At 63.5% G+C, this 21,222-nt stretch carries 24 protein-coding genes; 16 read left to right on the top strand and 8 right to left on the bottom strand.

Features of this window, described 5'->3' with window-relative positions; translation table 11 throughout:
* Positions 1-82: 82 nt before the first annotated feature.
* Positions 83-607, bottom strand: a complete 525-nt coding sequence (locus ACK4FJ_RS06765; RefSeq protein WP_409765089.1) for a PAS domain-containing protein — start codon at positions 605-607, stop codon at positions 83-85.
* Positions 608-717: 110 nt separating this feature from the next.
* Between ACK4FJ_RS06765 and ACK4FJ_RS06770 the strand changes: the two genes are divergently transcribed.
* The 7 genes from ACK4FJ_RS06770 (at position 718) to ACK4FJ_RS06800 (ending at position 6,731) form a co-directional block, all read left to right on the top strand.
* On the top strand, positions 718-1,281 hold the full coding sequence (locus tag ACK4FJ_RS06770; RefSeq protein WP_409765090.1) for an N-acetyltransferase family protein: 564 nt from the start codon (positions 718-720) through the stop codon (positions 1,279-1,281).
* Positions 1,282-1,342: 61 nt separating this feature from the next.
* Entirely contained in the window at positions 1,343-2,050 is a 708-nt protein-coding gene (locus tag ACK4FJ_RS06775) for a FadR/GntR family transcriptional regulator (protein WP_409765091.1), read from the top strand.
* Positions 2,051-2,072: 22 nt separating this feature from the next.
* Positions 2,073-2,834, top strand: coding sequence for a (Fe-S)-binding protein (locus ACK4FJ_RS06780; protein WP_409765092.1), 762 nt, complete (start codon positions 2,073-2,075; stop codon positions 2,832-2,834).
* 16 nt (positions 2,835-2,850) lie between these two features.
* Positions 2,851-4,287 carry a LutB/LldF family L-lactate oxidation iron-sulfur protein gene (locus ACK4FJ_RS06785; protein ID WP_409765523.1) on the top strand — a complete coding sequence of 479 codons (1,437 nt, stop codon included), beginning with the start codon at positions 2,851-2,853 and terminating at the stop codon, positions 4,285-4,287.
* A complete protein-coding gene (locus ACK4FJ_RS06790) occupies positions 4,284-4,985 on the top strand; it encodes a lactate utilization protein C (protein WP_409765093.1) in 702 nt (233 codons plus the stop codon). The genes ACK4FJ_RS06785 and ACK4FJ_RS06790 overlap by 4 nt, the downstream gene beginning before the upstream one ends.
* Positions 4,960-5,556, top strand: a complete 597-nt coding sequence (locus tag ACK4FJ_RS06795; protein ID WP_409765094.1) for a Smr/MutS family protein — start codon at positions 4,960-4,962, stop codon at positions 5,554-5,556. The genes ACK4FJ_RS06790 and ACK4FJ_RS06795 overlap by 26 nt, the downstream gene beginning before the upstream one ends.
* An 86-nt stretch (positions 5,557-5,642) precedes the next feature.
* A complete protein-coding gene (locus ACK4FJ_RS06800; protein ID WP_409765095.1) occupies positions 5,643-6,731 on the top strand; it encodes a M14 family metallopeptidase in 1,089 nt (362 codons plus the stop codon).
* Positions 6,732-6,735: 4 nt separating this feature from the next.
* On the opposite strand, the gene ACK4FJ_RS06805 is transcribed toward ACK4FJ_RS06800, so the two are convergent.
* Positions 6,736-7,572 (bottom strand): substrate-binding periplasmic protein, encoded by an 837-nt coding sequence (locus ACK4FJ_RS06805; protein ID WP_409765096.1) that lies wholly within the window; start codon positions 7,570-7,572, stop codon positions 6,736-6,738.
* Positions 7,573-7,654: 82 nt separating this feature from the next.
* Here ACK4FJ_RS06805 and ACK4FJ_RS06810 point away from each other — a divergent pair, with 82 nt between their 5' ends.
* Entirely contained in the window at positions 7,655-8,005 is a 351-nt protein-coding gene (locus tag ACK4FJ_RS06810; protein WP_409765097.1) for a helix-turn-helix domain-containing protein, read from the top strand.
* Between the two features lie 20 nt (positions 8,006-8,025).
* On the opposite strand, the gene ACK4FJ_RS06815 is transcribed toward ACK4FJ_RS06810, so the two are convergent.
* From ACK4FJ_RS06815 to hslV, 3 genes are all read right to left on the bottom strand, one after another.
* Positions 8,026-8,814, bottom strand: a complete 789-nt coding sequence (locus ACK4FJ_RS06815; protein WP_409765098.1) for an SDR family NAD(P)-dependent oxidoreductase — start codon at positions 8,812-8,814, stop codon at positions 8,026-8,028.
* A gap of 61 nt (positions 8,815-8,875) precedes the next feature.
* The gene (gene hslU, locus ACK4FJ_RS06820; protein WP_409765099.1) at positions 8,876-10,192 is read right to left on the bottom strand and encodes an ATP-dependent protease ATPase subunit HslU; all 1,317 of its coding nucleotides are present in this window, start codon (positions 10,190-10,192) and stop codon (positions 8,876-8,878) included.
* Complete coding sequence (hslV, locus tag ACK4FJ_RS06825) at positions 10,189-10,746, bottom strand: ATP-dependent protease subunit HslV (protein ID WP_409765100.1); 558 nt, start codon at positions 10,744-10,746, stop codon at positions 10,189-10,191. The genes hslU and hslV overlap by 4 nt, the downstream gene beginning before the upstream one ends.
* Positions 10,747-11,028: 282 nt before the next feature.
* Between hslV and ACK4FJ_RS06830 the strand changes: the two genes are divergently transcribed.
* Positions 11,029-11,844, top strand: a complete 816-nt coding sequence (locus ACK4FJ_RS06830; protein WP_409765101.1) for a hypothetical protein — start codon at positions 11,029-11,031, stop codon at positions 11,842-11,844.
* 7 nt (positions 11,845-11,851) lie between these two features.
* On the opposite strand, the gene ACK4FJ_RS06835 is transcribed toward ACK4FJ_RS06830, so the two are convergent.
* Positions 11,852-12,667: a hypothetical protein gene (locus ACK4FJ_RS06835; protein ID WP_409765102.1), complete on the bottom strand. Its 816-nt coding sequence runs from the start codon at positions 12,665-12,667 to the stop codon at positions 11,852-11,854.
* A gap of 179 nt (positions 12,668-12,846) precedes the next feature.
* Complete coding sequence (locus ACK4FJ_RS06840; RefSeq protein WP_409765103.1) at positions 12,847-13,299, bottom strand: helix-turn-helix domain-containing protein; 453 nt, start codon at positions 13,297-13,299, stop codon at positions 12,847-12,849.
* Positions 13,300-13,922: 623 nt separating this feature from the next.
* Between ACK4FJ_RS06840 and ACK4FJ_RS06845 the strand changes: the two genes are divergently transcribed.
* The 7 genes from ACK4FJ_RS06845 to hisA all read left to right on the top strand — a co-directional run bounded on the left by ACK4FJ_RS06845 (position 13,923) and on the right by hisA (position 20,292).
* A complete protein-coding gene (locus ACK4FJ_RS06845; protein ID WP_409765104.1) occupies positions 13,923-16,136 on the top strand; it encodes a methyl-accepting chemotaxis protein in 2,214 nt (737 codons plus the stop codon).
* Between the two features lie 478 nt (positions 16,137-16,614).
* Entirely contained in the window at positions 16,615-17,094 is a 480-nt protein-coding gene (locus ACK4FJ_RS06850) for a hypothetical protein (RefSeq protein ID WP_409765105.1), read from the top strand.
* A 177-nt stretch (positions 17,095-17,271) separates the two neighbouring features.
* Complete coding sequence (gene hisB, locus ACK4FJ_RS06855) at positions 17,272-17,865, top strand: imidazoleglycerol-phosphate dehydratase HisB (protein ID WP_409765106.1); 594 nt, start codon at positions 17,272-17,274, stop codon at positions 17,863-17,865.
* Positions 17,866-17,877: 12 nt separating this feature from the next.
* Positions 17,878-18,339 carry a DUF2628 domain-containing protein gene (locus tag ACK4FJ_RS06860; RefSeq protein WP_409765107.1) on the top strand — a complete coding sequence of 154 codons (462 nt, stop codon included), beginning with the start codon at positions 17,878-17,880 and terminating at the stop codon, positions 18,337-18,339.
* Positions 18,339-18,983, top strand: a complete 645-nt coding sequence (gene hisH / locus ACK4FJ_RS06865) for an imidazole glycerol phosphate synthase subunit HisH (protein ID WP_409765108.1) — start codon at positions 18,339-18,341, stop codon at positions 18,981-18,983. Before ACK4FJ_RS06860 ends, hisH begins: the two co-directional genes overlap by 1 nt.
* Positions 18,980-19,558: an N-acetyltransferase family protein gene (locus tag ACK4FJ_RS06870; RefSeq protein ID WP_409765109.1), complete on the top strand. Its 579-nt coding sequence runs from the start codon at positions 18,980-18,982 to the stop codon at positions 19,556-19,558. Before hisH ends, ACK4FJ_RS06870 begins: the two co-directional genes overlap by 4 nt.
* Positions 19,555-20,292: a 1-(5-phosphoribosyl)-5-[(5-phosphoribosylamino)methylideneamino]imidazole-4-carboxamide isomerase gene (hisA, locus tag ACK4FJ_RS06875; RefSeq protein WP_409765110.1), complete on the top strand. Its 738-nt coding sequence runs from the start codon at positions 19,555-19,557 to the stop codon at positions 20,290-20,292. The genes ACK4FJ_RS06870 and hisA overlap by 4 nt, the downstream gene beginning before the upstream one ends.
* Here the strand turns inward: hisA and ACK4FJ_RS06880 are convergent.
* On the bottom strand, positions 20,289-20,897 hold the full coding sequence (locus ACK4FJ_RS06880; protein WP_409765111.1) for a TetR/AcrR family transcriptional regulator: 609 nt from the start codon (positions 20,895-20,897) through the stop codon (positions 20,289-20,291). The genes hisA and ACK4FJ_RS06880 overlap by 4 nt on opposite strands.
* Positions 20,898-21,222 lie beyond the last annotated feature (325 nt).

Here is a 21,222-nt window from a genome sequence, read left to right on the forward strand (position 1 = left end):
CCATTGTCATAAGGAACGGCGCCGAAAGGCGGAGGTCGTGCGATTTACGCCAAAGGGCCAATCAAATTTGAAATGATTTCAATCAGGTCGGCGTCTCGCCGAAATTCTCAAAAGCACCGGCGCCGAAGATGCAGTCGATGGTGGTGCCATCCGTCGCCAGCGGCGCGTGCAGGCCTTCGAAACGGACCCATTCGCGGTTCTGCCACCATGTGACCTGGCCGCGATTGATCAGATAGCTGCGCTTTTTCACCACGGCGGAGTAGAGCCGGTTGAACTCGGCCGCCGAATGGGGCGGAAAGATATCGTCGATGATCCGCCCCACCAGCCCGGGGCCATAGACGGCAATATGGGCCTCACCGAGCAGGCGCACGCGGAATCTGCCATCGGGCAGTGCGTCGATCAGGTAGATATTGGGCAGCATGCCGCGCAGATCGAGCGGATCGATATCGGTCCGGCCCGGCAGGCGGCCATCGGGGCCGCATTTCGACTGCCAGTAGGCCAGCAGGCGGTGCAGGATGGGCGCATTGGGCAATACGCTGTCTGTGCCGCCGGCTTCGCGGAATTTCAGGGCGGCGGCGGCTTCCGACGGCAGCTGATTCTCCCCCATGACCAGAATCTGGGGCCACGCCATGCTGCCGGCAAGGGCATTCTGCCAACGCGTTGCCGGGCCATAGGGGCATGCCATAGTCTGGACGGGTCGTTAAAGCCAATAAATCCATGAGCCAGACCAACAACCCCCCTCCCGTGATCGTCCGCCCCTCCACAGAGGCGGACATTCCTGCCATTGCCGCCATATACAGCCATCACGTACTGCACGGGTTCGGCAGTTTCGAGGAAATACCGCCCGACCAAACCGAGATGACGCGCCGGCGGGGCGATATTCTCGCCAAGGGCTTTCCCTACCTGGTGGCCGAGCTGGATGGCCAGACGCTGGGCTATGCCTATGCCAGCCATTACCGCCCACGTATCGCCTACCGTTTTTCGGTGGAGGATTCGATCTATGTGGCGCCCGATGCGCCGCGCAAGGGCATCGGCCGCGCGCTGCTTTCCAGTCTGATCGCGCGCTGCACAGGGCTGGGCTACCGTCAGATGGTGGCGGTGATCGGCGATACGCAGAATCTGGGCTCCATCGGTCTGCATGCCGCGCTGGGGTTCCGTGTGGTCGGCACCCTGCCGTCCATCGGTTTCAAGCATGGCCGCTGGGTCGACAGCGTGTTCATGCAGCGCCCGCTCGGTCCGGGCGACAGCACCCTGCCCAACCAGCAGACCAAACCGGACTGAAATAGCGTTTAAATATATTGAAGTAGATAAATAATCCATTTAACTTGTCAGGCAGGTGACTATGACCGCCCTGCCCGAAATCCACCTGCCTGCCGCCCCCGGCTCCCGCGTCGATGCCGTGGTCGATGCTGTTTTGCAGCCGATCCTGTCGGGCGACTGGCCGCCACGTCACCGCCTGCCTTCCGAACATGCCCTGGCGGCGCAGCATGGAGTGAGCCGTGCTGTGATCCGCGAGGCCATCGCACGCCTGAAATCCGACGGTTATGTCGAGACGCGGCAGGGCAAGGGCGCCTTCGTGGCTGCTGCGCCGGGCGGCAACAGCTTCAAGCTGGCCGAAGAACCGGAAGCCGACCTGCTCGAATTGCGCGCCCTGATTGAGGCCGATTGCGCAGCCCTGGCCGCCGAGCGCCACACGCTTGCCGACCTGCAGGCCCTGCGCGCCGCCCAGGCCGCGATGCAGCGTGCCATCGACCAGGGTGGCCTGGGACTGAACGAGGATATCCGCTTCCACGACCTGCTGGCGGCGGCGGCCCATAATCCGGCCCTGCGCCGCTTTGCTGCCTTTGTCGGCCGTCATGCCCGCGAGGCCATGCAGCTCGCGCGCCTGAGCCGCCTGCGTTACGAAAACCGTCTGGCCGAGATCGATGCCGAGCACGACGCCATCGTGGCCGCCATCGCCGCCCGCGATCCGGCCGCCGCCCGCGCCGCCGTGCTGCGCCATATTTCCAACGGCCTCAAACGCCTCGGCCTGCCGCCCCGCTTCAACTGACGATTTCCCGGAGACCAGCCCCATGTCGTCCCGCCCCCGCGTTGCGTTATTCGTCACCTGCCTGGTCGACCTGTTCCGGCCCAGCGTCGGCTTCGCCACGATCAAGCTGCTGGAAGATGCCGGCTGCAGCGTCGAGGTGCCCGAGGCGCAGGTCTGCTGCGGCCAGCCGGCCTATAATTCGGGCGACCGCAAGGATACCGCCGCCATCGCCAAGCAGGTGATCGCCGCTTTTGAGTCTTATGATTATGTGGTTGCGCCATCGGGCTCCTGCGGCGGCATGATCAGGGATCATTATCCGGCCCTGTTTGCCGCCGAACCCGAATGGCAAAGTCGCGCCGCTTCACTGTCGGCGAAAACCTTCGAGCTCACATCTTTCCTGGTCGATGTACTGAAGCAGGCCGGCGTGGCGGCGAAGCTGGATGCGAAGATCACCTATCACGATTCCTGCTCAGGCCTGCGTGAACTGGGCGTGAAGCAGCAGCCACGGCAATTGCTGCAGAGCGTGGAGGGGCTGGAGCTGGTGGAAATGCAGACGCCGGAAACCTGCTGCGGTTTCGGCGGCACCTTCTGCGTCAAGTACGGCGAGGTTTCCACCGACATCGTCGGCCGCAAGACCGCCGACATCAATGGCACCGGGGCCGACCTGCTGCTGGCCGGCGACATGGGCTGCCTGCTCAACATGGCCGGCAAGCTGCAGCGTGAAGGCAGCCGCGTACAGGTGCGCCATGTGGCCGAGGTTCTGGCCGGCATGACCGATACGCCAGCCATTGGCGAGAGCAAGTGAGGGCGATGCCATGACCATGCCGATCACCGCCCAGGATTTCGAGGCCAACGCATCCAAGGCTTTGCGCGACCCCAACCTGCGCAAGGCGATGGACATCATCGGCGGGCCGATGGCCAGCCGCCGCGTGGAGACCGCGCGTGAATTGCCGGAATTCGAGGCTTTGCGCGACGAGGGCGTGAAGATCAAAAACCACGTCCTGCAGCATATCGATCTCTATCTGGAGAAATTCGAGCAGCAGGTGACGGCGCGCGGCGGCAGGGTGCATTGGTGCCGCACGCCGCGCGAGGCGCGCGAGACGATCCTGAGTCTGTGCCAGTCGCGCAACGCCAAGACCGTCACCAAGGGCAAGTCGATGGTGAGCGAGGAAATCGGCCTGAACGATTTTCTGCTCGAACACGGCATCCAGCCGGTGGAAACCGACCTGGGCGAATACATCATCCAGCTTGCCCATGAACCGCCCAGCCACATCATCGGTCCGGCCCTGCACAAGACGCGCGAACAGGTCGCTGAACTGTTCGAAGAACATCACCCCGATTACGAACTGCATGGCAAAAAGGCCGGCACGCGGTCGACCGAACCGCAGGTTCTGGTCACCGAGGCGCGGGTGGTTCTGCGCGACCGTTATTTCCAGGCCGATGTCGGCATCACCGGCGCCAATTTCCTCATCGCGGAAACCGGCGCCACGGTGATCGTCACCAACGAAGGCAACGGCGACCTGACGCAGTCATTGCCCAAGATGCATATCGTGGTCTCCAGCATCGAGAAGGTGATCCCCAATCTGGAAGACCTCTCCACCATATTGCGCGTGCTGGCCCGCTCGGCGACGGGGCAGGAGATGAGCTGCTACACGACTTTGTCCTGCGGCCCGAAACGGCCCGAGGATGTGGGCGGGCCCGAGGAATTCCATGTCGTGCTGGTCGATAACGGCCGCAGTGAAATGCTGGGCACCGAACTGCAGCCGCTGATGCGCTGCATCCGCTGCGGCGCCTGCATGAACAACTGTCCGGTCTACCGCTCGGTCGGCGGCCATGCCTATGGCTGGGTCTATCCGGGCCCGATCGGCGCCGCGCTCGATCCGCATATGATCGGCCTGGAAGCGGCGCGGCATCTGCCCAACGCTTCCACTTTCTGCGGCAAATGCGAGGAAGTCTGCCCGATGCGCATCCCGCTGCCCGACATTATGCGCTGGTGGCGCGAACAGGCGCATGAAAAACAGATCACCCCGCCGCTGCAGCGCTGGGGCATCGAGGCCTGGGCCTTCGCCGCGAAGACGCCATGGCTCTATCGCCTTGGCACCCGCGTTGCCATCGCAGCACTGCATATGTTCGGCAAAGGCAAGGGCCGATTCCGATCCCTGCCGCTGGCTTCGGGCTGGACCGATGGCCGCGACCTGCCGGCGCCGCAATCGGGCGAGACCTTCATGGCTCAATACAAAAAGCGGAAAGCATCATGAGCAGCAGCCGCGAGCGTATCTTCGCCACCCTTCGCGCCGGCCTGAAGGAAACGGCCGACGATCCGGCCCGGCCGCGTGCCGTGGCAGACCGCATTGCCAGCCATCCGCGCAACCTGCTGCCGCAGCGGGCGCAGAAGCCCCATGCCGACCAGGTGGCCTTGTTCACCGCCAAGGTGGAGGCACTGACCGTCACGGTCGACCGCATCGCTTCCGCTTCCCAGGCGCCGGAAAAAATCAGCGACTATCTGGCGCGCCATAACCTGCCATCGCGGCTGCGCGTCTCGCCCGATCCGCTGCTGCAAAACTTGCCATGGGACCAGCGGCCGATGCTGCAGGTGGAGTATGGCGGCGGCCGCAGCCAGGATCTGGTCAGCGTGACGCCGGCTTTTGCCGCCATCGCCGAAACCGGCACGCTGATGCTGCACTCCTCCAGCACCACGCCCACCACCCTGCATTTTGTGCCCGACCATCACATCGTGGTGCTGAAAACCAGCCAGGTGACCGGCACGATGGAAGAGGCCTTCCAGCGCTTGCGTGACAGACTTGGAAGTGTCGAGAACTGGCCGCGCACGGTGAATTTCGTCACGGGTCCGTCGCGCACCGCCGATATCGAGGGCGTGCCGGTGCTGGGCGCCCATGGACCGCGGCGCCTGCATATCGTACTCATCGACGATGGCGCCGAAACGCAGCAAGGTTAAACCCGCTCCCCTGGTGCCGGACCACGAGGTCTGGCACCAGGTGGCCGCTTCCGCGCGCCCGCTGAAAAAGAACGTGGTGCCCGAGCCGCTGGCGCCACTGCCGAAACTGTTCCGGCCGGAAGGCCCGGGCAATGCGGCCATGGCCAAGGCCGAGGCGCGGCAGAAAGCGCCGCTGCCTCATGGCCGTCACAGTGAAAAACCGCCGCCGCAGATGGACAAGCGCCTGAAGCAGCGTTTCCAGCGCGGCGAGCTGCCCATTGAGGCCCGTATCGACCTGCATGGCCTGACGCTCGCCAATGCCGAACGCGCCCTCAGCCGTCTGATCCGCGACTGCATCGCCCAGCAGAAGCGCTGCCTGCTGGTGATCACCGGCAAGGGCCTAAGCGGCAGCGAGCCCGGCGCGCTGCATCGGCGCGGTGTGTTGCGCGCCTGGCTGCCGGACTATCTGAAACGCGGCCCGTGGCGCGACGAGGTGCTGGGCGTCACGCCGGCGCGGCCCGAAATGGGCGGCAGCGGCGCTTTCTACGTGCTGCTGCGCCGCCATCGCGAAGAAATGGCTTCGAAACGCTGAGCCAATCCGGACCAAACGCCGTCATGCTTGCCAAGCCGCCATATGCGGCGGAAAGTCTTTGCAGCTTGTCGTCCTAGAAGGTCCCCATGTCGATTCACAATCATTTCTCCCCCGATTACGCTACCGCACGAAAAAAATTTCTTACTGCCGCGCAGACCGCCGGTGCGACGATCGAAAGCATCCCGCATCCGCTGAAAGGCATTGCCGGCGAGGATCTGTTCACCGATGTGGCCTGGATCGGGCCGAGGGATGCGCGCTCTGTGCTGGTCACCGTGTCGGGCACCCATGGCATCGAGGGGTATTACGGTTCTGGCTGCCAAGTCGGCTGGTTGAACGAAGGCCATGCGGCAAGGCTGCCAGCCGATACCGCTTTGCTGCTGATCCATGGCAGCAACCCCTATGGCTTCTCCTGGGGCCGGCGGGTGAACGAAGACAACATGGACATCAACCGCAACTTCATCGATTTCGACAGCAAGGCGCCGCCGGCCAATCCGGCCTATGCCGAGGTGCATGCCTGGCTGGTGCCGGAACAGTGGAACGATGCGGCCGCTGCCGATATCCGGCAGAAGATCGCTGCCTATTACGACCGGGTCGGCGCGAAAGTGGCCACGGCCGCCATCGTCGGCGGCCAGCACAGCCACAAGGATGGTATCTTCTATGGCGGCACGCAGCCCTGCTGGTCGCACCGCACGATGAGGGCCATCGCCGACAAATACCTGCAATCCGCAAAACGCATCTGTGTGCTGGATTTCCATACCGGCCTCGGGCCCTTCGGCTATTCGGAGATGATCTGCCGCCATGCGCCGGACTCCGAGCCGCTGGCCCTGGCGCGGCGCTGGTTCGGCGATGCCGTTACTTCGCCGGCTCTGGGCCAGTCGGATTCTCCTGTCATCGAGGGCAACCTGCGCATGGGCCTGGTGCGCTTCTGTCCGCAGGCGGTGACGGTAGCGCTGAATATCGAAGTCGGCACGCTCAGTTCGGAAGAGGTGCGGCTGTCGGTGATCGCCGATAACTGGCTCCATCTGCGCGGCGATGTGTTCTCGCCGCTGGGCCAGCAGATCAAGGCGCAGATCCGTGCCGCCTTCTATCCCGACAACGACGCATGGCGGAACCTGTGTTATCCGCGCGCGGTGGAAATTCAGCAGCAGGCGTTGGCCGGTCTGGCGACAGCCTGATCTATCAACCTGGGCTGCGGATCGCGCCGTTCTGGGCCTGCGGCCCGTTATCCCAGCGGCGCAGAATCTGGTCGTAGCTGCCATTGCGCCGAATGTTTTCCAGGCCTCGGTCGAAAGCCGCGCAGAGCTCGGCCCGGCGGAAAGCGACGCTGTATTCAGTCGGCGGGAACAGGGCGAATTCCTGCAGCGCGGCACTGGTATCCACGCCGGTCTCCGGGCTGTGCATCAGGTGGCGGAAGATGCGGCGATCCATGATGACCACATCGGTGCGGTTGCTGAACAGCGCGCGCACCTGCAACATCTGATTGGCCACTTCACGGTAACGCGGATTGCGTGCCTGCACATCGGCTATGGCCCCGCCCAGGATGCGATGGGCATTCTGGAAGGCCATCACGTCATAGCCCGCCAGGTCCGCCACGGCTTGCAGCGGCAGATTTCGACCCGACAGGGCGAAGGCGGTATTCCGGTAGACTAGTAGGGTGCGTGTCAGGCAGCCAGGCAGGCCCATGGCAGCATTGGCCGGCGCGATGCCGTCGAACATGCCATGGCGGAAATCCTCGGCCAGCCGGCCGAACGGCACCAGTTCGGCATGGAAATCTAATCCGCCGGCCTGCATGGCTGCAGTGATCAGTTCGTATTCCAGGCCGCCCAGACTGCCGTCCGGTTTCTGGATTACGTAGGGCGCTACCGGGCGCAGACCGATTTCCAGCGCGCTGCGACCGGCCTGCTGCGCATGCGCCGAGGCCACGGCAAGTCCGCCCGCCAGAATGAGGGCGGCATGGAGGCAGGTCCGGCGAACGATCCGCAACAGGATGCCGCCAAGGATATGGCGCGGTAACACGCCATGATACTAGGATGCGTTCCATGATCGGGCAATGCGAAGACAGTATGTCGGGCGCCCTGCGCATACGGGATTTGCCGGGATGACGCCGTTCGGCGCCCGCATCCGCAGCCTGCGCCAGGCCCGTGGCATCTCGCTCAAGCAGATGGCGGAAGACCTCGGTGTTTCGGCGGCCTATCTCTCGGCACTGGAACACGGCCATCGCGGCCGGCCAAGCTGGCTGCTGCTGCAACGCATCTGCGGCTATCTCAACATCATCTGGGACGATGCCGAGGAACTGGCCGAGCTGGCCAAGATGTCGCATCCTCGCGTCACCATCGACACGGCGGGCCTGAGCCCGCGGGCGACGCTGCTGGCCAACGAACTGGGCCGGCGCATCGACAAGCTGGACGATGCCAAGCTGGAACAGATGCTCAAGCTGCTGCGCGGCTGAGGCCCTGAAGATACCCTGTGTCAGCGTCCCGCCGGTGGGCGCGGCGCCGCCAGCCGCATGCCGGCATCGATCATCAGCGTCTCGCCGGTGATGTTCGGCGCCGAGGTCAGGAAGAAGGCGATGTTCTCGGCGATGTCGGCGGCGGTGTTGGTGCGGCCCAGCGGCGCCATCGCGGCCCAGCCCGTCCGCAGCGCCTCGTAGGCCGTCTCGCCCATGCCCTGCTTCAGCCACTCGCCCTCGACGAAGCCAGGGCAGACGCTGTTGATGCGCACTTCAGGCGCCAGCACGCGGGCCAGGCCCAGCGTCAGGCCGTTCAGCGCCGCCTTGGACGCCACATAGGCCAGCGACGAACCGACGGCGACCACGCCGGCAATCGACGAAACATTGACGACGGCGCCCTTTGTGGCCCGCAGATAAGGCTCGGCCGCGCGCACCATCTGATAGGGGCCGATGGTGTTGACGGCATAGATGTCGTGGAAATCCTGCGCCGACAGCCCGGCCAGGTCCTTATGGGCGACGAATTTCGTCGTGCCGGCATTGTTGACCAGGTAATCCAGGTGGCCGAAATGACTCACCGCTTCATCGACGATGCGGCGACAATCGGTGTCGCTGGCCACGTCGCCCTGCACCAGCAGGGTATCGACGTCACACTTGCGGCATTCGGCGGCAACACCTTCGGCCGCCGCCCGGCTTTTCGAGAAATTGATGGCGATGTGGCAGCCGCGCGCTGCCAGCAGCTTCGCGGTGGCGGCGCCGATGCCGCTGGAAGCGCCGGTGATCAGCGCCACGCGTCCTGAAAGATCACTCATCGTTTTGTCCTCCCGTCTCTGCGCCAGCAGACGACGGCAGAGCGCGCCGGTCAAGCCGGGTTTACAGGATGAACTTGCTCAGGTCGGCGTTTTTCGCCAGGTCGCCGATGCGGGCCTGCACATAGGCCGCGTCGATGGTCACCGTCTGGCCGGAATGGTCGGTCGCGGTGTAGCTGATCTCTTCCAGCACGCGTTCCAGGATGGTGTGCAGGCGGCGGGCGCCGATATTCTCCACACCCTCGTTCACCTCGGCTGCGATCTGCGCCAGCGCATCGATGGAATCGTCGGTGAAATTCAGCGTCACCTGTTCGGTGCCCATCAGGGCGACATACTGCTTCAGCAGACTCGCCTCGGGTTCGGTCAGGATGCGCTTGAAATCCTCGCGCGTCAGGCCTTTCAGCTCGACGCGGATCGGCAGGCGGCCCTGCAGTTCGGGCAGCAGGTCGCTCGGCTTGGCCACCGAGAAGGCGCCCGAAGCGATGAACAGGATATGGTCGGTCTTCACCGTGCCGTGCTTGGTGTTGACGACGGTGCCCTCAATCAGCGGCAGCAGGTCGCGCTGCACGCCCTCGCGCGACACGTCGCCGCCGCCGCGGTATTCGCTGCGGGCGCAGATCTTGTCGATCTCGTCGATGAAGACGATGCCATTCTGCTCTACCGAGGTGATGGCTTCCTTCACCAGGTTGTCCTGGTCCAGCAGCTTGTCGCTTTCCTCCTGGATCAGGGCTTTCATCGCCTCGCCCACACTGGTCTTGCGCGGTTTTCCGCGCAGGCCGCCAAAGGCCTTGCCCAGCATGTCCTGCAGGTTGGCCATGCCCATCTGGGCGCCCGGCATGCCGGGGATTTCGAACATCGGCATACCACTGCTGCCGGCATCCTTCAGCTCGATCTCGATCTCGCGTTTGTCCAGCTCGCCCTCGCGCAGCATCTTGCGGAACTTCTGCCGCGTCTCGACGCTGGCCTTGTCACCCACCAGGGCATCGAGCAGGCGTTCTTCCGCCGCCAGTTCGGCGCGCGCCGCCACGTCCTTGCGCTTGCGTTCGCGCGTCATGGTCACGGCGCTGTCCAGCAGGTCGCGCACGATCTGCTCGACGTCGCGGCCGACATAACCCACCTCGGTGAACTTGGTGGCTTCCACCTTCAGGAAGGGTGCGTTGGCCAGCTTGGCGAGGCGGCGCGAAATCTCGGTCTTGCCCACGCCGGTTGGTCCGATCATCAGGATATTCTTCGGCAGTACCTCGTCGCGCAAAGCATCGGGCAGCTGCTGGCGGCGCCAGCGGTTGCGCAGGGCTACGGCCACGGCCTTCTTGGCCTCGTGCTGGCCGACGATGTAGCGGTCGAGTTCGGAAACGATTTCGCGCGGTGAGAACGAGGTCATGACAGGGTTTCGATGATGATGTTGCGGTTGGTGTAGACGCAGATGTCGGCGGCGATTTCCAGGCTGCGTTTTGCGATCTGTTCGGCGTCCATGTCGGGACGGTCGATCAGTGCGCGGGCGGCGGCCAGCGCATAGTTGCCGCCCGAGCCGATACCGATCAGCCCGTCCTCGGGTTCCAGCACGTCGCCCGTGCCGGTCAGCACCAGCGACACCGATTTGTCGGCCACCGCCATCATGGCTTCCAGCCGCCGCAGGTAGCGGTCGGTGCGCCAGTCCTTGGCCAGCTCGACGCAGGCCCGGGCGAGCTGGCCGGGATGGCGCTCCAGCTTGGCTTCCAGCCGCTCAAACAGCGTGAAGGCATCCGCGGTGGCGCCGGCGAAACCGGCCAGGATCGAACCGTCGCCGATGCGGCGCACCTTGCGGGCATTCGACTTGATCACGGTCTGGCCCAGACTGACCTGGCCATCGCCGGCCAGAACCACCTGGCTGCCCTTGCGAACGGCAAGGATGGTGGTGCCATGCCAGGTCGGCACGCGGTCGTCGCTGCTGCTCATGACGGGAAAACCTCAAGCATTGGAATGTCCTATCATGTAGGGAGGCATGCCCGTGCATGCAAGCCGCCCGATATTGCCGCCCGTGGCCGTGATCCAGGCCTACAACCGGCGGTCTATGCTGCTTTGGTGGAGAGGCGAGTACGGGTGTAGGTCGCCCCCTCGACTCCTGTCCGGCCCTATCCTAGAATTTTATCCACATCGACCGATGGTCGCGGTCGGGGGGAATGGATGAATTATCTCATTGATCCAAACGGAAACTGGTGGCGCTGGCCGTCGGCGAACTTGGCCGAGCGCCTCGGTTATCCCGATCCCGATTTCGACATGCCGTCTTATGCCGCGCGCAATCTCGGCTATGTCTGGCTGCTGGTTCAGCCGAATGTCACCTTCCTGCAGTTCCGTGCCGGCATGCTCAGCCGCTTCTGCCTCGACTCGCTCAAGCCCTATCTGCGCAAGGCGGTGAAGGACAAGCCGGTCGGCCTGGTCTATTTCGCCAGCGGCTGGCTCGAGGAAGCCTATGTAGATGCCGAGCCGCTGCTGGCGCGCATGGATGAGCTTGCGTTCCTGCGCGAGCCGCGCATGCGCGATCTGTTCATCCGCAAGCCGCATGAACCACGCGACTGGGCGCACCACACCCATCGCGACCTTGCAGGCCTGTTTGAACTCTGGCGGTTTGTTGATGGTCAGTATACTCCGCCAGTCGAGCGCTATCTGAAACAGACCGGACTTATCAATAGAACGGTTCATGTCGAGCCCGGCAATGACGGCAATCTGTATGTAAATACCAGTGGTGCCGGCTTCACCGTTTACGATGATTTCTCTTTTCAAAGCTGCATAGGTCGCCTGATGACCGATCAGCCGGATAAGGCCTATGGGCGTTGGATCGAGAGCATCTACAAGAATTGCTTGATGACCGGTGATCCCGTGCTCGACGATGTCGATGCCATCATCGAGCAAGACGGCCATGATCCCCGCCGTCGGCGCTACCAGCGCGTTATTTTGCGCTGGCGCACGCCGGACGGCAGGCGACTCATCACCGGCAGTTCACTGGTCAATGCGACAATCTCGATACCATTGGGTGTCGAGATGCCCTCCGCTTAAGCAAAATTCAATTCGTAACCGGCCGCTGCTCGGCAGTGTCCGGTTTGCGATGCTGCTTTTCTTCCGCTTCTTCCAGTAGCGCATCGAAGCGCGCCATGTCAGTCAGCATTTCGGCCTGGGGCATCCACACCAGCGTACCTTGGTAATGCGGCCCAACCGGCGAATTATACCAATCCATGGCAGGCTCAACACGCTGATAACCATAAGCAGCAGCGACGCCCATTTCGACCAGCTTGGTGCTGACAAAGCTGATCGTGTAATCGGCATCCCATTTCGTATAGGCCAATGCCCGTGAAATGCGCGGCAGAATAACGGCCATGTGGCGTCGCCGGTAATCCGGATGAATCCAGGTGCAACCTGAATACACGACGCGGCCTTTGATCTGAGTCGCACTGGGTGCATTGATGGTGCAGCTTTCGCCGTCATGGCGCATGCTGGCCGGATCCGCATAGAACAGCTTCAGGCTTTCGATCGCTTCGCCCAGATTACTGTCACTCAGATCGAACATATGAGCGGCTTGGGTGCTGATGATTTCGCCATCGTCATTACGACCGATCAGCCAGAAGCCCTTGCTCGCATCAATGCCGCTGTAATGAGAGTCGAAAGTCGGCGGCAGGCCGTACCAGTGTTTGAGGTTCATGCGATTGACTTCGCGCAATAACTCAAAATCGGTGCTGAGTTCCAGGGTAATGCCGCGGTCGCGCGCGGCCTTGTCGGCGGCGAGGAAGAAATGGCCGAGCTGCTCGCGCGGGCCATGGTTGAGAGTGATCTGGTCGAGAAGACGCCGGGATTTCTGACCAAGACGAGGGTAGTGGATAGACATGCATGCCTCCGTTGCAGGGTGGTAACGGCGGCGAGTCTACACACTTATGGTTAGTCGGGCAGGGGCAATGCGTGTTGCAGGTTGTGGTAGTACCGATGCAGTGCACAAAAAACCGGGCCGTTGCCGGCCCGGTTTTGAATGTCAGCGAATGACTGCGCCGTGCGGCGGCGCGCGTAGGATCAGGACTGCACCGTCTCCGGCTGTTCGTCTTCGCCTTCGGGCTTGCCGCTATAGGAGGCAGCCGCAGCCTTGATTAACTGGAAAATCCGGTCGCGCACCATCGGATCGGTGATCTTGCCGAAATTGCGCACCAGCTCGAGCGCCTGACGCCGCGAAACCGGGCTCTTGTCCTGCTCGATCTCGGACACCACCGCATGCTCGGGGCGGGCGGTGGGCTGCTGTTCGATGCCGGGCATGTCCTCGAAGAAATAGGATGGCGGCACATTCAGAATCTGGGCGAACTGCTGCAACCGGCTGGCGCCGATGCGGTTCAGGCCCTTTTCGTATTTCTGGATCTGCTGAAAGCTCAATCCAACCGAGGCGCCGAGCCGTTCCTGGCTGAATCCCGCCAGGGTGCGGCAAGCGCGCAGCCGGGCCCCGACATGCGCGTCGTAAGGGTTCGGTTTACGCATCGACTTCTCCATCCAAAGTGAGTCAGTACATCCGTTTGATGTAGTGTTTTTACCACCAGTCGGGCGCGCCTGCTACCCGGTTGCAACTTTAGGCTTGCTCCAAAATCGGGGATATTTCCGGTACTTATACAATATTGGCCCGGCGGGAATCCTCCTGCAACGAGAATGGGTTAGGCGGGGAACAACCATGGCGTGGTCCCGGTGGTGCATAGACGGGACGGCGATGCCTGCGGGTGTAAAATTTTGATAACCCATTACCCCCATCCGGTCTCTTGACCGCGGCTCAGCCTATCGCGAGGGTAGAGCAATCAGGAGGAAACACCGATCAGGGCGCAATGTCGCTACGCCCGGCCCTATGGCCGGCACCCGGTGTCCAGGAGCCGTTCATGCGTGATGTTTTGCCGCTTGCCCTTCCCGTCGTCATGACCGGGATTGTTTCGCGCCGCTGCCATTCCCTCCTGTTCTGATCCCTGCCTGATCGCATGATCCGTCGGCCCGGCCGCCGGATGTTCGTGGAGATTCCCATGACTGTTTCGTTTTCCCCTGCCGGCAGCCCGTCTGCCGATCCCGCCAACGTTGTGCCCGGAAAGGATATGCCTCCGGTCGATGGCCGGTCCGGGCCCATGGCGCGCCTGGGCATCCGTCTGCGCATCGGCATCGGCTTTGCCATTGCCTTGGCGCTGCTGGCCGTTGTGGCGGCGGCGGCGATCATCGGCGTGCAACGTGGCGGCGATGCCTTCTCCACCTATGACCGTGTCGCCACCAATAGCCAACACCTGCAGGAATTCGAACGCGATCTGATCGACCTGCGCCGCAACCTGCTGCTGTTCATCGAGCGCGATGACCCGCGCGGCCTGCTGGGCACGCGCCGACTGGAACCGAAAATGACGGAAAGCCTGGCCGGCATGCTGGGAACGGCGCGCGATCCGCAGCGCAAGGCGCTGTTCGGCGAGATCGAGCCGCTGCTGAAGAAAGTATTCGGCAATCTCGCCCTGGCGCTCGATGCGCGCAACATGCTGAAAGAGATCAACGGCAGCCAGCTTGAGGTCTATGGTCCGCGCGCGCGCGAAAGCCTGATGCAGCTCGTGCGCGCGGCGATCCGCCAGAACAAGCTCGCCACCGCCACCGAAGCCGGACTGGTGCTGGATGCGTTTTCCGAGATTCGTATCGCCGCAACACGCTTCGTCGGTCAGGGCGACATGGCCATGGCCGCCGAGGCGCGCGGCAAGGTCGGCGTCTTCGTCGACATGATCACCGACCTGAAGAACCAGCTCGACAACGAGGAGCAGGCCAAGCTGGCGGCCGACGCGGAATTGTTCGCCAAGCAATACGAGGCCGGCATCCTCAATGCAGCCACGGCGGCCGGCGATATCAACCGTCTGATCTATCAGGAGATGGAAGCCGATATCGCCCAGATCACCGAGCGGCTGGAGAAGATCAGGACCGGCCAGACGGCCATGCTGGTCTCCGAACGCGAAGCCGCCACCGCCGCCTTTGCCGCCACGTCCATCGCCGTGCTGGTGGTGTCGCTGGTCGCCTTTGCCGTGGGCCTGCTGTTCGCATGGCTGATCGGCCGGGGCATTGCCAACCCGATCGCGGCGCTGACCGAAGCCATGACCGTTCTGGCCCGGGGCGATTACGGGATCAGCGTGCCCGGGCTGGCACGCGGCGACGAGATCGGCCGTATGGCTGCGGCGGTGGCCGTATTCAAGCAAAATGGCGAGGAAAACCGGCGCCTGCGCGATGCCGTGGAGGCCGAGCGTCAGGCGGCCGAACGCAGACGTGCCGAACAGGATGAATTGCTGGATCATGCCGTCGGCGAAATCGTCGCGGCCGCGGCCAATGGCGATCTGGCCCAGCGCATCGATACCGCCCCGCTCAACGGCGTGGCCGTACGCCTGGGCGATGGCGTCAATTGCCTGCTCGATGCCATCGGCGGTGCGATCGATGCTGTCGGCGGCGTCCTGTCGGGCCTTGCCGCTGGCGACCTGACGCGGCGCGTCGAGGGCGAATATCATGGCGTGTTCGCCAAGCTGCAGGGCGACGTGAACATGGCGGGCAATACGCTGGCCGAGGCGATGAAGCACATCGCCGAGAATGCCAATGCGGTGCGCGATGCCTCGGCCGAGATATCGACCGGCAGCCAGGACCTGGCGCAGCGTACGGAAAGCCAGGCGGCGGCACTGGAGCAGACGGCGGCCTCGATGCACGAGGTGACGGCGACGGTGAAGCAGAATGCTGACAACGCCCAGGCCGCTAACCAGCTGGCGACAGTGGCGCGCGACACCGCTGCGTCGGGCGGCACAATCGTGCAGCAGGCAGTGACGGCTATGGGCCAGATCGAAGCCAGCTCGCAGAAGATTGTCGATATCGTGTCGCTGATCGACGAGATCGCCTTCCAGACCAACCTGCTGGCACTGAACGCAAGCGTGGAGGCCGCGCGCGCGGGAGAGGCCGGCAAGGGTTTCGCTGTTGTCGCTCAGGAAGTGCGTGCGCTGGCACAACGCAGCGCCAATGCCAGTAAGGACATCAAGACACTGATTGCGGAATCCAACGCGCAGGTGCGGTCAGGCGCGTCGCTCGTGAACCAGGCCGGTGCCTCGCTGACCGAGATCGTCAGCGCGGTGAAGAAGGTGAGCGACATCGTGGCCGAGATCGCGGCGGCATCCGCCGAACAGGCGCGCGGCCTGGAAGAGGTGAACGGCGCCGTGGTCAACATGGACGAGATGACCCAGCGCAACGGCGCTCTGGTCGAGCAGACCAATGCCTCGGCGCAGACGCTGGCCAACCAGTCCGACGCCCTGGCCGGGCTGCTGGCCCGCTTCCGCATCGCCTGACCGACAGACCTATTATGGGCCGGCGTGCCTGCGGAGCGCGCCGGCCAGCGGGATGGATTGCTGTTGCCGGCCGCCGCCGCCATTTCCCCGAATGATCCGGGAAACGGGCCGGATACCCCGTACTATCGTCTAAGACATGGTAAACGCAGAAGAATTGATCTTTATCGAGTTCTAGTTTAATTCTTTCCGCTGAATACAGGTGCAATCAGCGACCTATCAGAAAAGCGGTATTTTTTCTGTTTTTCACTCGCCAAAAAAGAGCAATGCCACTAGTCTGGACTCGTTAAGCGAGTCCGGCGGTCTGTAAACAAAGGACTTTTTGCTCGCATATCGGGTAGTGGCAACCTCAGTAGACTGAGGAGCCGCTATCGAGCTGAACGGTTAATGGCTCCGGTGAATCAAGGAAACTTTTCCCTCATTCTTGTCCCACCTGCCTCGCGCCCCACTCCTGCCCAGCAGCAGTCCGGCGAGAGACGGCATGACGGCTGACGCCGAAACCGTGGCAGAACGGCTTCGCCGCGTTCTCGCGCTGCTGCAGGCAACGCCCCTGCCGCCGGATCTGGTCGATAATCCCGGTCGCACCGGCCAGTGGCTCGTGACCCTACAGAACCTGCAGCAATGCCTGGCCGTGTTGCGCGGCGACAGCCGCCTGCCCGATGGCAGGCCGATGGAAAGTCGCGGTGAACGCCTGACCCGCGTTTTCAACCGCATGATCGCTGGCCTGCCGATAGGCTGCCTGGTCGAGTTGTCGCCGGTGATCAAGCTTGGTCTGCTGCGCCCGCTGGTGCAGGACCTGGATGCCATGGAACGCCGATTGCGGGGGAATCCGGTCCACGAGGTGGCCACGCTGGGCGCCTGGCTATCAGAATACCGGAGTGCCCTGGCCGAAATGGCCGCCCAGCATGTGGCGCCGGATCCCCCCGCGGAATGGCGGCCGCCTGAAGCCGTGCCGGTCTGAAGCAGTTCGCGGGTTAGGCCGCGGTTCCAGGCCCTTCCCCGGGCAAAGCTGCCTAGCCACCCCCGCCGGTTCCTGCTATACCGCGCCCGTCCGCGTTTGCCGGCCTGCATCAGGTCCGATCCCGCCTGGTTGACGCGCGTTGCTGTCGTTGCCGTATCAGTGCAAGGAGAGTGCCCCATGGCCGCACGCCAGGCCAGCATTGCCCGGAAAACCAAGGAAACCGAGATCGCGGTCAAGCTCGATCTCGATGGGACCGGTGTTTACAACATCTCCACCGGCGTCGGTTTCCTCGACCATATGCTGGAGCAACTCTCCCGCCACAGCCTGATCGACCTCGATGTGAAGGCTAAGGGCGACATTCATATCGATTTCCATCACCTAACCGAGGATACCGGCATCGCCATCGGGCAGGCCGTCGCCAAAGCCCTGGGCGAACGCGCCGGCATCCAACGTTACGGCGATGCCCTGATCCCGATGGACGAGACGCTCACCCGCGTCGCGCTCGACGTGTCGAACCGTCCGTACCTGATCTGGAAGGTGAATTTCACCCGGCCGAAGCTGGGCGACATGGATACCGAATTGTTCAAGGAATGGTTCCAGGCCTTCGCGCAGAATGCCGGCATCACCCTGCATGTCGAGAATCTGTACGGCGAGAACAACCACCATATCGTCGAGACCTGCTACAAGGGCCTCGCCCGTGCCCTGCGCGCCGCCTTCACGGTGGATCCGCGCAGTCCGCATGCGGTGCCGTCCACCAAAGGCACGCTGTAAAGCGGGGCAATCATGCGTTTTTTCACCTTGCATGAGCGCCCCGGCCCAACCGGCGGCGATCCGCAGGTCGTGGCCGTGGCCAGCGGCTTTTCCTGGTGGGCGGCGATCATGCCGCCGCTCTGGCTGCTGCGCCATCGCCTCTGGCTTGGCTTGATCGGCTACCTGCTGCTCAGCATGCTTTGGGGCGTCGCTCTGGAACTCGGCGACATCGCCGAACCGGCCGCAACCGTGCTGGCGCTGGGGCTGAGTTTCCTGATCGGCGCCATGGCGGCGGATTACCGGCGCTGGACCTTGACCCGCCGGGGCTGGCGCTTTGTGGATGTGCAGCGCGCCGAGGATGCCGCCGAGGCCGAGGAGCGTTATATCCGCGGCCGCGCGGCGCCCGTCACGCCGACACAGACCGGTGCGGCAACCGCACCGGTTCGTATCCTGCTGCCGCAGCAGCAGACCGACGCATTCCCGAGGCTGGTGTGATGAAGCTGTCCCTGATCGATTACGGCTCGGGCAATCTGCGGTCGGCGGCCAAGGCGATCCAGCGCGCCGCCGATGAAAACGGCATCGCGCTCGACCTTGCCGTCACCGCCGATACAAAAACGGTCGCGGCGGCCGATGCCATCGTATTGCCCGGCGTGGGCGCCTTCGCCGACTGCTATCGCGGCCTGAGCAGCTTGCCGGACATGATCGAGACGCTGAACGAGCAGGTGATCAAGGGCGGCAAGCCGTTCCTGGGCATCTGCGTCGGTATGCAGCTGATGGCCACGGTCGGCCGCGAACATGGCGAGCATAAGGGGCTGGGCTGGATCGACGGTGCAGTGGAATTGCTCAAGCCTTCGGATGCCGCGCTGAAAGTGCCGCATATGGGCTGGAACCAGCTGCGCCTGCTGCGGCCGCAGCATCCGGTGCTGGCCGGCATCAAAACCGGCGATCATGCGTACTTCGTGCACAGCTATCACCTGCTGCCGAACGATTCCGCAGTGGTGCTGGCCGAGGCCGAGTACGGCGGCGCGGTGGTGGCCGCCATCGGGCGCGACAACATGGTGGGCACGCAGTTCCATCCCGAAAAAAGCCAGGCCACAGGCCTGCGCCTGCTGGCGAACTTCCTGCGGTGGCGGCCATGAGCGGCAAGTACGAGGAAGAGCGCGCCATGACCATGAAGCTGCAGCAGATCAAGCCAAACGCAGTGGTCGAGAAGGTGGTCGCTCTGGGCGACGACGAGATCGACGAACTGTGCGAGGCGGCCGAGAAGGCGATCATCGATGGCAATGGCTTCGGCTGGTTGAAGGTGCCGGCGCGCCGCGTGCTGGAAAGCTATTGGCGTGGCGTGCTGCTGATGCCGCAGCGCGATCTGCTGGTGGCGCGGCTGGACGGCGCCATTGTCGGTTCGGCGCAGTTGCTGCGCCCGCCCCCCAACAACGAGGCGCAGGCCCATTCCGCCACGCTGACCACCTTCTTCATCGCGCCCTGGGCGCGGGGCCATGGCCTGGCGCGCGGGCTGATCCGCGTGCTGGAGGATATTGCCCGCGAGGCTGGTTTCCGCCAGATCGATCTCGATTTCCGCGCCAGCCAGACGGCGGCGATCCAACTCTGCGAGCAGGCCGGATACAAACGCTGGGGCACCAAGCCGCGTTACGCCTATGTGGACGGTGCTTATGTCGACGGTTATTTCTATACCAAGGCTCTGATCACCGAATGAGCGCACTCAATCTTTATCCCGCCATCGATCTCAAGAATGGCGAATGTGTCCGCCTGCAGCAGGGCGACATGGCGCGCGTCACGGTGTTCAATCGCGACCCGGCCGCCCAGGCGAAGCAGTGGCAGGATGCGGGCTTTCGGTATCTGCATCTCGTCGATCTGGATGGCGCCTTCGCCGGAAAGCCAGCCAATGCCGAGGCCGTGAAGGCAATCCGCAAGGCGGTCACGCTGCCGATCCAACTCGGCGGCGGCATCCGCGACGAAACGACCATCGAGAACTGGCTCGATGCCGGCATCACCCGCGTGATCCTCGGCACCATCGCCGTGCGCAATCCCGATCTGGTGAAGGCGGCAGCGAAACGCTGGCCCGGGCGCGTTGTGGTTGGCATCGATGCGCGGTCGGGCCGCGTGGCGGTGGAAGGCTGGGCCGAGGCCAGCGACCTGGACGCTATCGACTTGGCGAAGAAATTCGTCGATGCCGGCGTGGCCGCCATCGTCTACACCGATATCGACCGCGACGGCCTGCTGAAAGGTGTGAATGTCGCCGCCACTGCGGCAATGGCGCGTGCCGTGCCGATCCCGGTGATCGCTTCGGGGGGGCTGGCCGGGATCGAGGATGTGATCGCGCTGAAGAAAGAGGCCGCTAATGGCGCCGCCATCGATGGCGCCATTCTGGGTCGCGCGCTTTATGATGGCCGTATCGATCCGGCCGCCGCGCTGAAGGAAGCGGCCTAGGCCGCTTTCGGCAGGGCCGCGTCGAGTATCGCGCCCGCCGCCGTGGCGGCGTGATCGGCCATCGCCGGCTGCCGCGTCACCATCGCGGCGACAATCGCGCCATCCATCAGAAGGCCGATCTGATGCGCCAGCGCATCGGGGGCATTGATGCCGGCGTCACGCGCCAGGCGGCCGAAAAACTCCAGCACCGCGCCTTTATGCTGCAGCGTCAGGCCGCGCAGCTTGCTCTCGCCCTTGTCATGCTCGGCCACGGCATTGATGAAAGCGCAGCCGAAATAATCCTCGCGCTCGAACCAGCTGCGTAAAACCGGGAACACGGCTTTCAGCTTTTGCGCCGGCGTGTTGCCCGCGGCTTCGACGGCGGCGAAGAACCAGTCGCGCCATTCTTCGCCTTCGCGTTCCAGCACGGCGTAGAGCAGGCCTTCCTTCGAGCCGAAGCGGTTATACAGTGTCATCCGCGCCACGCCGGATTCTGCGATGATGCGGTCGATGCCGGTGGCATGGATGCCATCGCGGCAGAACAGCAGCTTGGCGGTGCTCAGCAGACGTTCGGTCGGCTGGGCATTGCCATCGGTCTCGGTTACGGGGGCGGGCTGGGTCTGCATGATGCTCTGAGAAGACTCTGAACGGATCGGTCTGTCTAGGGGCTTTGTATAAGTCAGCCCCGGCCCCCTGGATAGTCACAATGAGAACTGTGGAATTGCCCAAGATTCTGGCCTCTGCCTGTCAGGGCTGCATGCTTTGCAGTCAGACTCGGCCGCCGCATTGCCACGAAAATCGCTAACTCATTGACGAATCACACTTGGCATCAAGCTTGCTCTAGATAGACCGATCATTCTTGTGGCGAGCGATCCAGAAAGGACAATCTAGAATGTTGTTCTATTGGATTCACAGTTCATATGAAGCGTACTCTACTTATTCACACTCAAA

Origin of the sequence: Ferrovibrio sp. (assembly GCF_046297595.1) — a bacterium.
Lineage (GTDB): Bacteria > Pseudomonadota > Alphaproteobacteria > Ferrovibrionales > Ferrovibrionaceae > Ferrovibrio.

Excerpts from the sequence above, each read along its gene's own strand:
- ACK4FJ_RS06815 (WP_409765098.1), bottom strand. The coding sequence starts at position 8,814 with ATGAGTGATCTTTCAGGACGCGTGGCGCTGATCACCGGCGCTTCCAGC.
- ACK4FJ_RS06770 (WP_409765090.1), top strand. The coding sequence starts at position 718 with ATGAGCCAGACCAACAACCCCCCTCCCGTGATCGTCCGCCCCTCCACA.
- hisB (WP_409765106.1), top strand. The coding sequence starts at position 17,272 with ATGGCCGCACGCCAGGCCAGCATTGCCCGGAAAACCAAGGAAACCGAG.
- ACK4FJ_RS06870 (WP_409765109.1), top strand. The coding sequence starts at position 18,980 with ATGAGCGGCAAGTACGAGGAAGAGCGCGCCATGACCATGAAGCTGCAG.
- ACK4FJ_RS06790 (WP_409765093.1), top strand. The coding sequence starts at position 4,284 with ATGAGCAGCAGCCGCGAGCGTATCTTCGCCACCCTTCGCGCCGGCCTG.
- ACK4FJ_RS06835 (WP_409765102.1), bottom strand. The coding sequence starts at position 12,667 with ATGTCTATCCACTACCCTCGTCTTGGTCAGAAATCCCGGCGTCTTCTC.
- ACK4FJ_RS06785 (WP_409765523.1), top strand. The coding sequence starts at position 2,851 with ATGCCGATCACCGCCCAGGATTTCGAGGCCAACGCATCCAAGGCTTTG.
- ACK4FJ_RS06880 (WP_409765111.1), bottom strand. The coding sequence starts at position 20,897 with ATGCAGACCCAGCCCGCCCCCGTAACCGAGACCGATGGCAATGCCCAG.
- ACK4FJ_RS06775 (WP_409765091.1), top strand. The coding sequence starts at position 1,343 with ATGACCGCCCTGCCCGAAATCCACCTGCCTGCCGCCCCCGGCTCCCGC.
- ACK4FJ_RS06810 (WP_409765097.1), top strand. The coding sequence starts at position 7,655 with ATGACGCCGTTCGGCGCCCGCATCCGCAGCCTGCGCCAGGCCCGTGGC.
- hslU (WP_409765099.1), bottom strand. The coding sequence starts at position 10,192 with ATGACCTCGTTCTCACCGCGCGAAATCGTTTCCGAACTCGACCGCTAC.
- ACK4FJ_RS06850 (WP_409765105.1), top strand. The coding sequence starts at position 16,615 with ATGACGGCTGACGCCGAAACCGTGGCAGAACGGCTTCGCCGCGTTCTC.
- ACK4FJ_RS06840 (WP_409765103.1), bottom strand. The coding sequence starts at position 13,299 with ATGCGTAAACCGAACCCTTACGACGCGCATGTCGGGGCCCGGCTGCGC.
- hisH (WP_409765108.1), top strand. The coding sequence starts at position 18,339 with ATGAAGCTGTCCCTGATCGATTACGGCTCGGGCAATCTGCGGTCGGCG.
- ACK4FJ_RS06860 (WP_409765107.1), top strand. The coding sequence starts at position 17,878 with ATGCGTTTTTTCACCTTGCATGAGCGCCCCGGCCCAACCGGCGGCGAT.
- ACK4FJ_RS06795 (WP_409765094.1), top strand. The coding sequence starts at position 4,960 with ATGGCGCCGAAACGCAGCAAGGTTAAACCCGCTCCCCTGGTGCCGGAC.
- ACK4FJ_RS06800 (WP_409765095.1), top strand. The coding sequence starts at position 5,643 with ATGTCGATTCACAATCATTTCTCCCCCGATTACGCTACCGCACGAAAA.
- ACK4FJ_RS06780 (WP_409765092.1), top strand. The coding sequence starts at position 2,073 with ATGTCGTCCCGCCCCCGCGTTGCGTTATTCGTCACCTGCCTGGTCGAC.
- hisA (WP_409765110.1), top strand. The coding sequence starts at position 19,555 with ATGAGCGCACTCAATCTTTATCCCGCCATCGATCTCAAGAATGGCGAA.
- ACK4FJ_RS06765 (WP_409765089.1), bottom strand. The coding sequence starts at position 607 with ATGGGGGAGAATCAGCTGCCGTCGGAAGCCGCCGCCGCCCTGAAATTC.
- hslV (WP_409765100.1), bottom strand. The coding sequence starts at position 10,746 with ATGAGCAGCAGCGACGACCGCGTGCCGACCTGGCATGGCACCACCATC.
- ACK4FJ_RS06845 (WP_409765104.1), top strand. The coding sequence starts at position 13,923 with ATGGCGCGCCTGGGCATCCGTCTGCGCATCGGCATCGGCTTTGCCATT.